Below are 15,237 nucleotides of genomic sequence, written 5' to 3'. Positions count from 1 at the left end.
ACACGAACTCCTCCATCGTTGATCATGAACTCTTCCACCGTTGTGTGCGGATGCCTCCGCTGGCCCCGTCAAGCCTAGCCTTGACGCCTGTTAGCGTCGGGACTCTGTCAGTGGTGGGCGCTATCGTTTGATACATGAGTTCGAGCGTGGTCACCGATCTGCTCGTCGCCACCAAGGAGGTGGCGGCGGCGGACAGCACTGCGCTGAGCGACGACGAGCTCACCAGTGAGCTGACCGCGCTACGCCGGGCGGCCGACATGGCCGAGGCGGCGTACCTGCAGCGGTTGCGAGACTTCCACACGCGGAAGATCTCCGAGACCACAGCGGCATTGTCCACGCGCGCCTGGATCCGCCATGAGTTGCACATCGCCCCCGCCGAAACCTCCCGGCAGCTGAAGGTAGCCAGAGGGCTCAGGTCACTGCCCGCTATCGAGGCCGCCTTGAAGCGTGGCGAGATCCGCTTCCCCCATGCGGGGGCCATTGTCGACGCGGCCACGCTGCTGGGCAATGACGTGATCGCCGGCTGCCAAGACGCCCTGCTGAATGCCGCGCGGGCCGATGAGCCCACCAAGCTACGCGCCGCGCTCCGCGGCCTGGGCGCCGCGGTGGACAACAAAGACGCCGTGCGCCGAGCCGAGAAGCGTGATCAGGGCCGGTGGCTGGACGTCTCTACCACCATGGACGACACGCTGGCCATCAGCGGCAGCCTCGGCAGCGAGGACGGCGCCATCGTCGAGACCGCGATCAACTCTCTCACCACGCCCGCCGGCGCCGACGATTCCCGCACGGCGTCGCAGCGCCGCGCCGACGCCCTGGTCGAGCTGTGCCGGCGCCAGCTCAGCAGCGGTGAGCTGCCGAGCCAGGGCGGAGAGCCCACTCAGGTGATCGTAGTCACCGACTTGGCCACCCTCGAGGCCCGCAGCGGCGGGTTCGGCGAACTTCCCAACGGCACCATCCTGCGCGGAGACACCGTCCGCCGCCTCGCCTGTGACGCGAAGGTCACCCGGCTCATCGTCGGGCCTGACTCACTACCGCTCGATGTCGGCCGCGCGCAGCGCACCGCCACCCCGGCCCAGCGCAAGGCGCTACGCCTCCGTGACGGCGGCTGCCTGTTCCCCGGCTGCGACCTGCCCCCGGAGTGGACCGACGTCCACCACGCCACCTTCTGGGCGCACGGCGGACGCACCGACATCGACCAGATGCTCCTGCTCTGCCGCAAGCACCACACCACCGTTCACAAGACCGGCTGGCACATCCAGACTCTCGGACCGGGAAGATTCCAGTTCATCGACCCGCACGGCGTCCTTCATCCAGCACATCGGCGCCACTCCACCACCGACACCGTCAACCAGCTCCTCGAGTCCACACGGGAATCACCACCCCGAGCTGGGCCCCGCGCTTCCAGCCGCGGCGCCAGTGCCCAAGGCTCCAGCATCCAGCGCCCCACTACCGGAGGCGAAGTCAACTCCACTGAGCGAGACGACGCTGCATGACCCCCTCCCCCTGAGCAAGGCAAACCTGAAGAGCATTGATCGGCAGAGGATGATCTTACGATCTTGACGAGGAGCATTTTTGTGGCGCATAATAGAAAGAAGCCCGTCAAGTTCTCTCGATCGGCTCGTCGGCACAAGATCGGCAAGGCACATGCGCTCGCCGCTATGAACCATGCGGGTGACCCGACACTGGTTCCAGCCACGGAGAAGTATGACGAACAGTGGGTATGGATCGGCCGCGATGACCGCAATATCGAATTGCGGATCATCGGCCTTGATCGGTCTGATTGCATACTCGTCATCCACGTGCAGCCGACCACTTACGTGCACCAGGAGAGCAACGATGACTAGGTACTACGATGCCGGCGACTTGGACCTCGATGAAGAGGTGGTACTCGACAGCAAGGGCAACCGCATCGACGAGGCGCGTGCCGCGGAGATGGCTGAGCACGCAGTGCGGACTGTAGGCCGTCCGTCACTGTCCCGCCGTGGAACGTCGCCAGAGGTCAAAGCCAGGGTGCCGGAGGCTCTCCGAGAGGCACTGCTTGAGCGCGCCCAGCGCGAGCACAAGCGCCCGTCCACCGTGCTCCGCGAAGCACTCGAGGCCTATCTCAAGGCGTCGTAATTGAGGCGGGAGTCGCCGCCGACAACGAGCGCCGCATGGTGACGCGTGGCCAGGCATCCAGTCCGTGCGCCTTCTCCTCGTCACGGATCTCCCGCAAGCCTGCGGTCAGTTCGTGATCGGAGAGGCTCCGGAAACCGAGTCGTTCGTAGTAGGGCGCGTTCCAGGCCACCTCGGCATACGTGGTCAACGTCAGCGCTTCCAGACCGTGTCGAACCGCCCACTCTTCCGCGACATCGATGAGCCGGCGGCCGATACCGCGCCGCGCGAACTCCGGGCGCACCGACACCTGCTCCACATGCGCACACCCGTCGACAGCCTGCACCAGGAGGTACGCGACCGGCGTGTCGTGCTCATCGGTGAACACCCAGGCACGTCCCGCCTCCTGGTATTCGGCCAGGTCGTGGACGCTGGGCGGATCGTCGTCGGCGATCATGTCCATGCCGATGTCCCTGAATGGCTCACCCGCAGCGCGTTCGATGTCCTGGAGGGTGGGCAGGTCCCCTTGCCGGGCAGGACGGATCACGTACCTGTTCTACACGAACCCGTTCCCGCGGTGTCGCGCCGCCTCGCCCGCCGCGCCCTAGGCGTGTGTGGCCCGCCGAAGAGCAGCACGCCGTGGGGGAAGCCCGGACCGAGTCACGCGTGCGACGGGATACTCAGGCCGACGGCCCGAACGATGTCCGCGCCGATCTCTTCGGCGAACGGCGGTCCCCACGGCACGAACGCCTGATACACCGGCACGCGTTCCACCAGGTCGGCGATGTCGCGGAACTGGCGGTCGAGGACGGCGGCGTCTGACCAGCCGAGCAGCCGCGGGAAGCGCAGCAGCGAGATCACCGCGTCCATCGGTGGCACGCGGACCACCTCCACGTCGGAGCGCTCCCGGTCCGGGAACGGCACCACGATCGCGGCCAGCGGCAGACCGTCGTCGTTCGACTCCACCATCCGCAGCGCATCCCGAGCGTCGCCGGTGACGCGGCTCGGTGGGCGGTCGGCGAACCGCTCAGCCAGTTCGGCCGCGGCTTTGCGCAACCGCAACTCGGTAGCACCGAGCCGGCAGGCCACACCATGCTCGCCGAACTCCACACGCAGTACGTCGTCGGTGATGAGAGACGCCCCAGCCGCGCAGGTCAACGCCGCCATCGTCGACTTGCCCATGCCGGAGCGGCCGACGAACGCCAGCGCGGAATCACCGACCTGCACGGCACTGGCATGCAAGACGACCTGTTCACGCATGGTCAGGATGTAGGAGAGCAGCGCCCCGGCCGCCAGCACGCCGGCGATCTCGGAATCCGTCCCCTCGACCACATGCATCGTGGCGTCGCGTAGCTCGGCGTCGATCACGAACTCGCAGGTCCGGTAGAAGCGGAGGACATGCTGGCCAGATTCGCTGACGCAGAAGGTGTAGTAGGGCCGATCGGTTTCCAGATGAGCGACGACCTGGCCAGGTGGACACTCCTCCGTACGAGGCACATCCTGTCCTCGCCGGATCCGCACGTCCGGTGGCGTGCCATCGGCGGGCACAGGACGGTGCTGATAGAGCGGAACGTCGGAACGTACCCGCAACCCGTACAGCAGATGAGTACCGGTCATGAATCCTCCCCGCCGCGGATCGGCTCGAAGGTCAAGTGCGACGCCGAACCCGCGGGATCCAGGCTCACTCCCTCGATCTCCAGCCACGCATGACCTTGAATGCGCCCGTCGATCTTGGCCACTCCGACGCGCAACACGGGATGTAGGCTTCGCAGGCGCTGACCACTGACCAGAGCCCGGCGCAGACAGGTGTCACCCAGCGGCCAGTGCCGCATGATCCGGCTCGTGGCGGCGAGCCGGCGACGTGCGACGGGAGGGAGATGGATTCGGCTTCCCGGCGGCATCAGGTCGACACCATCGTCCAGGCGCAGCGGCACTCCAAGAAGCTTCGCGAGGCGGGGCAATGTCATGGTGCGCAGACCGATTTCGACGATGACGGCTACCGCAGCCGCGGTCAGCACGGCCGGCCACTCCCGCCACGGCACCGCTCTGGCTAGCGCCGTTATCCTCTTCATCGCGGTCTCCCCGGCACGGTCTCGGTTCGCGTGGCCAACCAGGCCGACTGCAGCAGTAGCCCGGTGACTGCGGCGGGCCGGTCCGACAGCCAGCCGGCACGCAGCGTGGCCACGTCCACCAGTGTCGGATCCACCCCGAGGCCGTCCCACGAGCGAGCGAACTCGCGCGTGGCGTCACTCATGTAGGCGCGGTCGAAACTGGCCTTGCTCGACCTTCGGAGGAGCTCGTCAGGAAGAAGGTCGGCGAAGAGAATACGCATCAAGGCCGTCCGCCCGGCGAAGCCCCACCGCCCCCCGGAATGTGCCAGCGCGGCGAGGAAGCCGTCGTCAAGCAGCGGATGTCGCAGGTCGACGTCGTGTTCCGCGGCGATCAGGGCATAATCACGCAGGCCTAGGTGAACGGCTCTGCGGTGCTTCAGCCACCACACAGCCTGGTGCCATGGCAGCGGTTCTGCTGCCTCGTCCGCTGCCAGCAGCTTCCGGTGGGTCCGTGCCGCCTCGGGATTCATCCACGCACGGTCTCCAGTGCGTCGCAGCTCCGATCGGACCACCGCGCGGCGGACCGGCGCTGGTGCGCCCGACATCGCACAGGCTCGGACCAGGCGCCGAGACAACGGGCGGCGCATCCGGAGCATCAGGGTGAGTGGCGTGATCCGTCTGGCACCCAGAACCTCGTCTCCACCCTCTCCGGTGAGCATCGTGCCACCGCGAGCCGCGGACAACAGCGCATCCTTGGTGTGCAAGGCGGGCAGGCTCAGCAGGCCTCGTCGGAGGAGACTCGCGGCCGCCGCATCACCGACGAGATCACCATCACGGTCGACCGGCAGCCGGATCCAGTCCCTGATTCCGAGATGCTCGATCACAAGCCGCTGCCACCGCGCCTCATCCGTGCTCTCGACGCCGTGAAAGACCTCCGTCACCGGCACCGGCAAGGGCACACCTTCGCGCCGTGCCAGGTGCGTGGCCAGCGCAAGAACGGCCGACGAGTCACGGCCGCCGGAGAACGAGACCATGCAGTGGCCGGCCACCACCGTCGGTAGGATCGCAGCCTCAAGCGCCGCTCGCGGAGAGAGGGGCGTCTCTGGCGGCGGCGACATCGGCAGGACGCCGTGCACCCAGCCCGCCGCGATCTCGAATTCCGTCGGCCGGCAGAAGGCCGGCCGATGGGCGTCAAGCGCTGCGACGCGCCCAAACGTTCGCGAACGGTTGTGCACCGTGCCCCCTCTCAGCGCGACACATCACGCGTGGGCGGTGTGGGAGGTGCGGCGTTCGCGGTCCCACTCCGCCCAATGCCGAGACTCGCGCGCGGCACCCCCGGGGTGTCACGCGCGAGCTCGACCCAGACCCGTGACCGTCAGGAAAGACCGGTCTCAGGCGGTGTGTATCTGAAGTAGACGACGTGGTCTCCGTCGCCCCGTCCGCCCTGTGCCAGTGTCAGCTCCCGGACGGACCCGATCTCTTCGATTGCCGGCGGTTCATAACTCAACTGACCGCCCCCCTCTCCCCTTGATTCTCCGCGGCCGCGGGACAGCTCAGGTGTCCCGTCCTGTCCGCGACTTGCAGCATATCGACCTATTCAGTGGCAAAGGGAGTACATCGGAGGTGAATTCCCAGCCAGTTGCTCGGTCAACGGGCGCCGGCGGTGTCCAACAGGTTCTTTTCCCGCAACATCTCCAGGAACGCGTCCACGTCGGTGCTGGCCTGTTCAGCTGGAATACCGTAGGCCGCCATCAAACCGTCGGCCAGCTCATCCACGGATGTTTCCTCGGCCAGCAGGCGCAAGAGCGTCGACCCGGTCTGATTGGTTCTCAAATATGTGGACGATGACAGGTCGAGAATGACCATCTCGCCATCGATCTCACGCCACGTCACGCCGTCAGTACGGAGCTTCACGCAAGCCCACTCCCCCCAGAGCTCGGTCCTGGCGACTCCGTCCCACCGGGCGCCGACGACCGCGTATGTGAGCGACACAGTACACCAAGCACGCTCAAATGGCACGAAAACGCAGCGCTTGGAATCAACGGACCCAACCGGCGGGATCACGCAGCCGCGGCGGCAGCCGTTGCTCGCCCACCCAGCTGGTCACCATCACGTTGAACAGCTCCGGCGTCTCGCCGTTCCAGCGGGCTCCGGTGTTCGGCGCATAGCGGGCCTCACCTCGCCCGAACCCCTCGGCGAACAGCGGCAGCGACTTCATCACCAGCTCACTCTCACGTTCCCCGGCCACCGCCAGCAGTGGGCTCTGCGACTGTGCGGCCCCAGGTGGGATGGTGAAGCTGAAAATCTCCTCGCCCATCCGGCTGAGCGACTGCCGCGAGCCGAAGGTGTTCGCCTTGCGGTAGCCGTCGACGTCCTCCTCGGGAACGCCGTAGGCCTCCGCGCTCGCCTTCGCGGACAGCCCTCTGGAGGAGTATTGCATCATCAGCTGGCTGCGCCGCCACATCCGCTTCGACATCGACCCCGCGACGACGCTGACACCAGAGACGATGGCGCTGGCCACTAGCTCCGGCCGGGCCGCGGCAAGCACGGCGGTCACATAGCCGCCGAGGGACATGCCCACGATGTTGGCCCGGCCGCCCAGTTTGACCTCGATCACCTCGGCCACCTGCTTCGCGGTGGCCTCCAGCGACTCCCACGCGATGCCGGCGCTTCGCCCGTGACCGGGCAGGTCAACCGTCACGCAGCGCAGGCGACCCGACAGGTCGCGCACCTGACGCCGCCACATCCAGCTGGTGGTGGCGACGCCATGCAGGAACACGACCGGGTCGGCACCGGCCGGCCCGCTGTCCGCCACGTACAAGCCCACGCGTCACAGAGTAGCGATCATGTGCGACGAGCAGTAGCCCACATGCGAGCTCCGGCGATGACCGGTGCCAGGCTGTCAGTTGGCGCCGGTAATCATGCCAGCGCCGACCGTGCGGTTGGTGGCCTCGTCGATCAGGATGAAGCCGCCGGTGATCCGGTTGCGCCGGTACTCGTCGGCCAGCAGGGGCGCGGTAGTGCGCAGCCGCACCCGGCCCACGTCGTTGAGCCCGAGCTGACCCGCCGACTCGTCGCGGTGCAGGCTGTTCACGTCCAGGCGATACTGCAGGTCTTTCACGACGGTACGGGCGGCGCGCGTGGTGTGCTTGATGGCCAGCTTCTGGCCGGGCACCAGCGGAGTGTCAGCCATCCAGCAGACCATGGCGTCGATGTCCTGGGCCACGTGTGGCTGGTTGTGCGGGCGGCAGATCATGTCGCCGCGGGATATGTCCAGCTCGTCTTCAAGCCGGATAGTCACCGACATCGGGGCGAACGCCTCGCCCACCGGGCCGTCGGCGGTCTCGATTGCGGCGATCCGGCTGGTCAGCCCGCCGGGCAGGACCATGACCTCGTCGCCCTTCTTCAGCACACCGCCGGCCACCTGGCCCGCGTAGCCGCGGTAGTCGGCATGCTGCAGCGATTGCGGCCGGATCACGTACTGGACCGGGAACCGGACGTCCACCAGGTTCCGGTCGCTCGCGATGTGCACATGCTCCAGGTGGTGCAGCAGCGACGAGCCCTGGTACCAGGGCGTGTTCTCGGACCGGCTGACGATGTTGTCGCCGTGCAGCGCGGAGATGGGGACGGCGGTGAGATCCGGGATGTCGAGCTTGGTGGCGAACGAGGTGAACTCGTGCGAGATCTCCTCGAACACCTCCTCGGACCAGTCCACCAGGTCCATCTTGTTCACCGCGAGGACCAGGTGCGGGACCCGAAGCAAGGAGACGATGAAGGCGTGCCGGCGACTCTGCTCCACCAGTCCCTTGCGGGCGTCCACAAGCACGATGGCCAGATCGGCCGTCGACGCACCGGTGACCATGTTCCGCGTGTACTGAACGTGGCCCGGGGTGTCGGCGATGATGAACTTCCGCCGCGGCGTGGCGAAATAGCGGTAGGCCACGTCGATGGTGATGCCTTGCTCACGCTCGGCACGCAGGCCATCGGTCAGCAGCGCCAGGTTCGTGTATTCGTCACCGCGTTCCTTGCTGGTCCGCTCGACGCTCTCCAGCTGATCGGTGAAGATCGACTTGGAGTCGAACAGCAACCGCCCGATCAGGGTGCTCTTGCCGTCGTCGACGGAACCGGCCGTGGCGAAGCGCAGAAGCCCGCCCGTCGCCCCGGCTCGAAGATCGGGCGTCATCAGAAGTACCCCTCTTTCTTGCGGTCTTCCATCGCCGCTTCGCTCACCCGGTCGTCGCCGCGAGTGGCTCCGCGCTCGGTCAGCCGCGTGGCGGCGACCTCCTCGATGATCTTTTCGATCGTGTCGGCGTCGGATTTCACGGCCGCGGTGAGCGTGGCGTCACCCACGGTGCGGTACCGCACCTTCTCCAGGAAGGTCTGCTCGTCGTCTCGCGGCCGGGAGAACTCGTTGTTGGCGTAGAGCATCCCGTCACGGAGGAAGACCTCGCGTTCATGGGCGTAGTAGATCGACGGCACCTCGATGTTCTCCTGTGCGATGTACTGCCAGACGTCCAGCTCGGTCCAGTTGGACAGCGGGAAGATCCGGATGCTCTCGCCCAGGTGGATCCGGCCGTTGTACAAGTTCCACAGTTCGGGACGCTGATTCTTCGGGTCCCACTGCCCGAAGTCGTCCCGGAAGGAGAAGACGCGCTCTTTCGCACGGGCTTTCTCCTCGTCGCGGCGGGCACCGCCGAACAGAGCGGTGTACCGGTTCTTCTCCACCGCTTCGAGGAGCACCGGTGTCTGGATCCGGTTGCGCGAGCCATTGGGCTCCTCCGCCACCAGCCCGCGGTCGATGGCATCCTGCACGGACGCCACCACCAGGTTCACCCCCAGCTCGGCCACCCGGCGATCACGGAACTCAAGCACTTCGGCGAAGTTGTGGCCCGTGTCGACATGCATCACCGGGAACGGAATGGGCGCCGGCCAGAACGCCTTCTCCGCCAGCCGCAGCATGACAATGGAATCCTTGCCGCCGGAGAAGAGCAGTACGGGACGTTCCAGCTCCGCCGCGACCTCCCGGAAGATGTGGACCGACTCGGCCTCGAGAACGTCGAGCTGGCTCAGTTGGTAGTCATGCAGCGTCATGTGTGGGACCTCACGGCGGGTGCCGGATCAGTTGCTGAGCCGGAAGAAGCGGCCAGGAGCGCGTCCGCGAGCTCCGGCCGCGCGACCAGCAGGTCGGGCAGGTAGGGGTTGGCGTCGTTATAGCGTAACGGTGAGCCGTCCAGCCGGCTCGCGTGCAGGCCTGCGGCGCGGGCGACGGCCACCGGCGCTGCGGAATCCCATTGATACTGGCCACCGGCGTGGACGTAGCCGTCGGCCTCACCAAGCACCACCGACGCCACCTTGTAACCGGCAGAGCCCATCGGCACCAGCTCGGCGGGAAGCACCCGGGCGACGTTTTCAGCGACGGCGGGCGCCCGGCTGCGGCTGACGGCGATGCGCCACGGCTGTTCATCTGAGCCGCGGCGCGTGGACGGCACCTCCGGCGCGGGATCGGTGGACAGTGTGACGGCACGCCCGGGCAGAGCGACGGCGCCGGCCGCCAGCTCACCCCGCTCCCACAGCGCCACGTGCACCGCCCAGTCGGAGCGGCCCTCCGCGTACTCCTTGGTGCCGTCGAGCGGGTCGATGATCCAGACCCGCTCCGCTTCCAGCCTGGCGAGGTCATCAGCGGCTTCCTCGCTCAGCACGGCGTCGGCGGGCCGTGCCGACGCCAGAGCGGCCGCCAGGAATTCCTGTGCCGACCGGTCCCCGGCGGCGCGCAGGGACGCCGCGTCGAGGTGGCCACCGTCCCGGCGACGAACGTCGAGCAGCAGGGCGCCCGCCTCGTGCGCGAGGCGAGTCGCCAGGGCGGCGTCGGTCTCAGTCACGGTTCTCCTCGAAGCGGGGCCAGCCATCCAGGGTAGGGCCAAAGCTCACGACGTCCGACGCCTGCCCATTATTCGGGACGTGCTGTCCACATGACGGAATCGAACCGACGAGCCGCTGTCGTTAGAACGTGCGGAGGAACGCGTGCACGCCACAGAGGTCGTAGGCCCAGATCAGCTCCACCGGCCGGAACTCCTTGCGCTGCACCCGGTCGAGCAGCATCGGGTAGTCGATGCCGGGCATCCGATAGTCCGGATCATTCAGGTAGTGCTCCAGCCGGTCCCACGGCACGGTGTCCATGACATGTTCGTCAAACAGGGTCTTGTCCCGGCGGTCCAGCACCGAGTCCGGCACCCTGCCCCGCAACGCCTTCCGCACGATCGACTTGGGCGTGAGATCGGGGAACTTGACCTCGGCAGGGAGCCTCAGGAACCACTCCCAGAGATCGCGGTCAGCCAGCGGCTGCCGCACCGTCACTCCCTCCGCGGCGGCGCAGATCTCCTGCGCCTCCGATGTAGTGGTGGTGCCCCGAGCCGCCTGCAGGGTGGGCGTCGCCCAGCGTTTGCGGACCGGGTTCAGCAGCGCCGTCTCGTAGCGGTAGCCGCCGACGACGGTCATGTCGGTCCAGGCTGGGAAGAAGTTCGACTTCCGGCGCACCGCGCGGGCCTTCAGCTTCCCCAGCGGCGCCGGCGTGAGCTCCCACACCAGCCGCCGCGCCAGCCGGCGACGTCCCATGCCCGCCGCCCTGCGCTGCGCCATCTGATCGCCCAATGCCCGCAGGCGGCCGTGCGAAGCGAGATGGCCGAGCAGGAAGGAGTTCACCGTGAACACATACTCGGCCAGTGTGCCGGTCAGCACCTGAGTGGCTCCGAAACCGGCTGCGGCCCGATATCCGTACGCCGCCGTCGCCATCGGAAGGCTATCCCAGGGACCATCGGCGAGCGCCACCCATCGGTCCAGCTCGTCGAGCGGGCCCGCGGACACCTCGAACTCCTCCAGCGGGATGCCCAGCTGCTCGGCGACGGCTCTGGTGTACGGGCTCTCGTCGACGCTGGACTGCCGCGGGTACACGTAGGTGTAGGCCTGCAGCGGCGCACCACCGAGCGACAGGTGACGAGGTGCCGCGAACGCCGCGACGGCCGGGGAGTCGATACCCCCGCTCAGCGCCACAGCTTCCGCGCCGTAGACCGTCCGCTCGACGGCCCGCCTCATCACCTCGACGAGTTCCTCGACCGCGTCGTCCAGCGAGAGCTTCGAGGTCTCCAGCATCTCCGGGCCAGGGTTCCAGTGCAGGTCCTCGGTGCTTCCGTGCGGGCCGACGGTCTGGACGCTTCCGTACCGAAGCCGCGAGACACCCTTGAGCGCCGATGCCTCAGAGACGCCCCGGAAGTACGTGGTGGAAATCGCGTCGAGGTCCGGCTGCCGGATCAGGCCAGCACCGGCCACGACCTGCTTCGCCTCGCTCGCGCCCCACCACGTGCGGCCGTCGTCGCGGAAGAAGAAGGTCCGACCGCCGATGTGGTCCCGGAAGGACCAAGCGCGGTCTCCGTCGCTGACGATCCCGGCGAAGGCACCGCGCAGCCGGGCCGGCGCCCCAGCACCCCAGCGGGCGAACGCCGCCGCCACCACGCGGGCGGACTCGTCCTGCCCGGCGGGCTCACCCTCAAGCCTCAGGTCGGCTGCGAGGTCGGCCACGTTGTCCAGCGGACCGAGCAGAGCACACGCCCAGCGCCCGTGCGAGCCCAGGCTCGAGACGCTGCGCTCCCCGTCGCCCACCACCGCAACGATCGCGTTGCCTGACTCCAGCGTCTGCACCACTGAACCCCGGTGCGGAACGGCCTTGAGCATCCGGATTACCGCGCCCGGATCAGGCCTGTTCTCACGCGATACCACCCCTGCGATTGCTCCAACCGCCATTCTTGCCCCCTCAACTAGCCACCCTGAAACCGCCATGATAGTGTTCTCCATCACTAGGGGGGCAGCATTTGCTTCCGAGGGGTGACAATCGGGGCAATGCGCCCCAGGGGGGAGACACGATGTACGAGCGTCCACAGCTTTACGTCATCGGGTCGGTCGTCGAGCACACACTGAGCCGGTGCAACCCGAACCTTTCGGGTCCGCCGCCGAAGGACAGCGCCGACGTTCCGCACCACATCGACCAGCACGGGGAATGCTCCGCCACAGGTGACAACGGCGGCGGCTTCTCCTGACAGACCTACGGCAAGGGCCCCGATCCTCGTGATCGGGGCCCTTCGCTTTGTGCGGAGCAGGTCGGTGCGCGCCACTCAGTACGCGCCGGTTCCGCGGACGACGGCTCCCGCCGTGCGGCCGAGCAGACGGGCATCGCCTCGGATCGTCCAGTTGTCCACGTACCTGAGGTCAAGGCGCACCGTCTCGTCCCAGGTCAGATTGGATCTGCCGCTGACCTGCCACAGGCCGGTGATCCCGGGGGTGACGAGCAGGCGTCGCATCTCCACCTGGTCGTAGGTTGCGACCTCTTCCACCAGCGGCGGCCTCGGCCCCACGAGCGACATCTCGCCCCGCACCACGTTGACCAGCTGCGGCAACTCGTCCAGGGAGTACTTCCGCAGGATCCGGCCGACGCGGGTGACGCGCGGATCGTCGTACATCTTGAACATCGGGCCCTCGACGTTCACCGACGCCAGCAACGACTCCCGGCGCTGATCGGCGTCGACGAACATGCTGCGGAACTTCAGCATGGTGAAGCGACGGCCTGCTCGGCCCACTCTTGTCTGCCGGTAGATCACGGGGCCGCTGCTGGACACCTTGACCGCGATAGCCCCCATCAGCAGGATCGGCGCCAGGGCCACCAAGAGGACGCCGGCGAGCACCCGGTCGAGGCAGGACTTGACCACGCGCCGCACGCCCTCCAGGGGAGCGGCGCCGATGTGCAGGATGGTCGACGTTCCGGCGCGGCGCACCCATAGCCGGTGAGTGGCGACGTCCTCCAGGCCGAGCTCTGAGACCAGCGCGACCCCGCGCTCGCTCAGCGCCCAGCCCAGAGCACGCAGACGACCATTGGTGAACTGCGACCCCGGCGCGATGCACACGGTGTCGGCCCCAATTTTGTCCAGGGCCACCAAGACCCGTCGTACCACCTCGTCGTCGTGAAAGGCGTCCGGCTCGGCCGGCAGGAGCGGCAGCCGGCTGAGCTGGGGTACGTCCTCGACGACCTCGCTCTCGCCTTCCACGCACGCGCCGACGACGACAAACGGATGATCGGTATCACTGGACAGCCGGTCCACGACGGCCGTGATCTGCCTGCCCGGTCCCACGGTGAGCGTTCTTCGTACCGCGAGGCCCTGCCGGCGCAATGACCTCAGTCGATGACGCGCCACGCTCCGGACGAGAAGAGTGCCCGCCAGCACCAATGCGGAAACTGACGCAAACCACGCGTATCGGGCGCCGCTCCACCCCGATCGGGTAACCAGATCGAGGATTATCTGCAGCCCGCCACCCCACAGGATGCCCGCGGCGACCACCTTGGCCAGAGCGGTGCTGGCGGTGATGATCCGCTGATACCAGGAAACGATCCGCTGCGGCGCGGCGCGCCTGCTGCGTGGATCGTGCCGCTGTTTCGTCCTGACGTGCCGACGCACGCGCAAGCGCGAACCAGTCGGCGAGATGCCGACCGTTGCCATGGCCCCCCCAGGCTTCGACCCGAACCGTGGCCCCCCCACAGTTCAACCCCTCGCCGACCCTTTTCGGACATAGCCGACAACAGGTACTCACGGACTATACGCCTTGACGGCCCAGTGCGCGACGCAGGGGTACTGGCGGGAATGTAAACGTTTGGGCTGAACCGGTCAGCTGTTGTAGTGGTTCTGCGCATAGGTGAGGCCGTCGACGACGAGCGCCTCGACGGCGTCGGCGGCGCGATCCACCTCAAGATCCAGCTCGCGGCGCTCGGCCGCGGTGAACGCCTTCAGCACATAGGCGGCGGGGTCGGTCCGCCCGGGCGGTCGCCCGATGCCGAACCGGATCCGGATGTAGTCGCCGGTGCCGAGTGAGGCGCGCACGGAACGCAGCCCGTTGTGGCCGTTGTCGCCGCCGCCGCGCTTGATCCGCAGCGTGCCGAAGGGGAGGTCCAGCTCGTCGTGAACGACGACGAGCTGCTCCGGACCGACCTTGTAGAAGTCGCAGAGATTCTTGACCGGCCCGCCGGACTCGTTCATGTACGAGCGAGGACGAGCCAGCGCCACCCGATTTCCGGGAGGACCGCCGAGCCGGGCCTCAGCCACGTCGGCCCGCCGCCAGCGGTGTGCCTTGAACGACGCGCCGGCGCGGGCGGCCACGAGCTCCACCACCATGGCGCCGACATTGTGACGGGTGTCTTCGTACTTGGGGCCGGGGTTGCCGAGCCCCACCACCAGCCACGAGTCGCCGGATGTCACTGCCGCTCCTCCAGCCCCTTCGGACGTGGGCGATGCACAAGGGATCGTTTCTGCCTCGTGCAGCCCCTGCTGTGGCTCACCTGAAACCAACGGACCGCACGGGCACCGCGAGAAGCGGCGGCCGTGCGGTCAGGAGGATACTCAGGACTCGTCGGACTCGGAGGCTTCCTCGTCCGGCGCAGCCTCGGTGGCGGTCTCCTCGGCTGCGGCCTCGGCCGCGGCGTCGTCCTCCGCCGCCTGGTCGTAGGCCGCGGTGATGTTGACGATCAGCAACTCCTCGTCGGACACGAGTGTGGTGCCCTTCGGAAGGTCGAGATCCTTGGCGTGGATCTGACTGCCGATGTCGAGACCCTCGATGGAGACGTGCACGCTCTCCGGCAGGTGGGTGGCCTCGGCCTCGATCGAGATGCTCGGGTTCTCCACGCTGACCATGGAGCCGGAGATGGCGTCGCCGTCCACGATGACCGGGATGTCGACGGTGACCTTCTCGCCACGCCGGACCAGCAGCAGGTCGACGTGCTCGATGAAGCCCTTCAGCGGGTCCCGCTGGACGTGCTTGGGCAGTGCCAGCTCCGGGCTGCTGCCGGCGATGTCCAGGGTGAGCAAGGCGTTCGGGTTCTTCAGCGCGAGCATGGTGTCGTGCCCCGGGAGCGCCAGGTGAACGGGATCGGTGCCGTGGCCGTACAGGACCGCCGGCACCTTGTCAGCACGACGCAGCCGGCGCGCGGCACCCTTGCCGAACTCGGTGCGCAGTTCGGCGGCAATCTTGACATCGGACACGGTGAAACTCCTCCACGGGC

18 protein-coding genes are annotated in these 15,237 nt (G+C 67.6%); 4 read left to right on the top strand and 14 right to left on the bottom strand.

The window, feature by feature from the left end; genetic code table 11:
• Nucleotides 1-134: 134 nt before the first annotated feature.
• The 3 genes from G1H11_RS07125 to G1H11_RS07115 all read left to right on the top strand — a co-directional run bounded on the left by G1H11_RS07125 (nt 135) and on the right by G1H11_RS07115 (nt 2,118).
• Nucleotides 135-1,493 (top strand): HNH endonuclease signature motif containing protein, encoded by a 1,359-nt coding sequence (locus G1H11_RS07125; protein ID WP_163817470.1) that lies wholly within the window; start codon nt 135-137, stop codon nt 1,491-1,493.
• Between the two features lie 63 nt (nt 1,494-1,556).
• The gene (locus G1H11_RS07120; RefSeq protein ID WP_163817469.1) at nt 1,557-1,844 is read left to right on the top strand and encodes a hypothetical protein; all 288 of its coding nucleotides are present in this window, start codon (nt 1,557-1,559) and stop codon (nt 1,842-1,844) included.
• The gene (locus G1H11_RS07115; RefSeq protein ID WP_216843526.1) at nt 1,837-2,118 is read left to right on the top strand and encodes a hypothetical protein; all 282 of its coding nucleotides are present in this window, start codon (nt 1,837-1,839) and stop codon (nt 2,116-2,118) included. The genes G1H11_RS07120 and G1H11_RS07115 overlap by 8 nt, the downstream gene beginning before the upstream one ends.
• Here the strand turns inward: G1H11_RS07115 and G1H11_RS07110 are convergent.
• From G1H11_RS07110 to G1H11_RS07060, 11 genes are all read right to left on the bottom strand, one after another.
• Complete coding sequence (locus tag G1H11_RS07110; RefSeq protein ID WP_163817467.1) at nt 2,105-2,641, bottom strand: GNAT family N-acetyltransferase; 537 nt, start codon at nt 2,639-2,641, stop codon at nt 2,105-2,107. The two genes, G1H11_RS07115 and G1H11_RS07110, sit on opposite strands and share 14 nt — an antisense overlap.
• Before the next feature lie 113 nt (nt 2,642-2,754).
• A complete protein-coding gene (locus tag G1H11_RS07105) occupies nt 2,755-3,711 on the bottom strand; it encodes a hypothetical protein (protein WP_163817465.1) in 957 nt (318 codons plus the stop codon).
• Nucleotides 3,708-4,166, bottom strand: coding sequence for a lasso peptide biosynthesis B2 protein (locus G1H11_RS07100; RefSeq protein WP_163817463.1), 459 nt, complete (start codon nt 4,164-4,166; stop codon nt 3,708-3,710). Before G1H11_RS07100 ends, G1H11_RS07105 begins: the two co-directional genes overlap by 4 nt.
• Nucleotides 4,163-5,380: an asparagine synthase-related protein gene (locus G1H11_RS07095; protein WP_163817461.1), complete on the bottom strand. Its 1,218-nt coding sequence runs from the start codon at nt 5,378-5,380 to the stop codon at nt 4,163-4,165. The genes G1H11_RS07100 and G1H11_RS07095 overlap by 4 nt, the downstream gene beginning before the upstream one ends.
• Nucleotides 5,381-5,520: 140 nt before the next feature.
• The gene (locus G1H11_RS27390) at nt 5,521-5,652 is read right to left on the bottom strand and encodes a lasso RiPP family leader peptide-containing protein (RefSeq protein WP_163817460.1); all 132 of its coding nucleotides are present in this window, start codon (nt 5,650-5,652) and stop codon (nt 5,521-5,523) included.
• Between the two features lie 140 nt (nt 5,653-5,792).
• Complete coding sequence (locus G1H11_RS07085) at nt 5,793-6,038, bottom strand: PqqD family protein (protein ID WP_216843525.1); 246 nt, start codon at nt 6,036-6,038, stop codon at nt 5,793-5,795.
• Between the two features lie 145 nt (nt 6,039-6,183).
• On the bottom strand, nt 6,184-6,972 hold the full coding sequence (locus G1H11_RS07080) for an alpha/beta fold hydrolase (RefSeq protein WP_163817456.1): 789 nt from the start codon (nt 6,970-6,972) through the stop codon (nt 6,184-6,186).
• A gap of 75 nt (nt 6,973-7,047) precedes the next feature.
• Nucleotides 7,048-8,328, bottom strand: coding sequence for a sulfate adenylyltransferase subunit CysN (gene cysN / locus G1H11_RS07075; RefSeq protein WP_163817455.1), 1,281 nt, complete (start codon nt 8,326-8,328; stop codon nt 7,048-7,050).
• Entirely contained in the window at nt 8,328-9,236 is a 909-nt protein-coding gene (gene cysD, locus G1H11_RS07070) for a sulfate adenylyltransferase subunit CysD (protein WP_163817453.1), read from the bottom strand. Before cysD ends, cysN begins: the two co-directional genes overlap by 1 nt.
• On the bottom strand, nt 9,233-10,024 hold the full coding sequence (locus tag G1H11_RS07065; protein ID WP_343074820.1) for a 3'(2'),5'-bisphosphate nucleotidase CysQ: 792 nt from the start codon (nt 10,022-10,024) through the stop codon (nt 9,233-9,235). Before G1H11_RS07065 ends, cysD begins: the two co-directional genes overlap by 4 nt.
• Before the next feature lie 121 nt (nt 10,025-10,145).
• Entirely contained in the window at nt 10,146-11,939 is a 1,794-nt protein-coding gene (locus tag G1H11_RS07060) for an asparagine synthase-related protein (RefSeq protein ID WP_163817451.1), read from the bottom strand.
• A 119-nt stretch (nt 11,940-12,058) separates the two neighbouring features.
• Here G1H11_RS07060 and G1H11_RS07055 point away from each other — a divergent pair, with 119 nt between their 5' ends.
• A complete protein-coding gene (locus G1H11_RS07055; RefSeq protein ID WP_163817449.1) occupies nt 12,059-12,232 on the top strand; it encodes a hypothetical protein in 174 nt (57 codons plus the stop codon).
• Nucleotides 12,233-12,307: 75 nt separating this feature from the next.
• Here the strand turns inward: G1H11_RS07055 and G1H11_RS07050 are convergent, their stop codons facing one another.
• The 3 genes from G1H11_RS07050 to G1H11_RS07040 all read right to left on the bottom strand — a co-directional run bounded on the left by G1H11_RS07050 (nt 12,308) and on the right by G1H11_RS07040 (nt 15,217).
• Nucleotides 12,308-13,642, bottom strand: coding sequence for an exopolysaccharide biosynthesis polyprenyl glycosylphosphotransferase (locus G1H11_RS07050; RefSeq protein ID WP_163817447.1), 1,335 nt, complete (start codon nt 13,640-13,642; stop codon nt 12,308-12,310).
• A gap of 207 nt (nt 13,643-13,849) precedes the next feature.
• The gene (pth, locus tag G1H11_RS07045; RefSeq protein ID WP_163817445.1) at nt 13,850-14,437 is read right to left on the bottom strand and encodes an aminoacyl-tRNA hydrolase; all 588 of its coding nucleotides are present in this window, start codon (nt 14,435-14,437) and stop codon (nt 13,850-13,852) included.
• Between the two features lie 141 nt (nt 14,438-14,578).
• Nucleotides 14,579-15,217, bottom strand: coding sequence for a 50S ribosomal protein L25/general stress protein Ctc (locus G1H11_RS07040; RefSeq protein WP_163817443.1), 639 nt, complete (start codon nt 15,215-15,217; stop codon nt 14,579-14,581).
• Nucleotides 15,218-15,237: the final 20 nt, after the last annotated feature.

The sequence above is a fragment of the Phytoactinopolyspora alkaliphila genome (assembly GCF_010550695.1).
GTDB classification, from domain to species: domain Bacteria; phylum Actinomycetota; class Actinomycetes; order Jiangellales; family Jiangellaceae; genus Phytoactinopolyspora; species Phytoactinopolyspora alkaliphila.
This window is presented reverse-complemented; position numbering and strand designations above follow the sequence as displayed.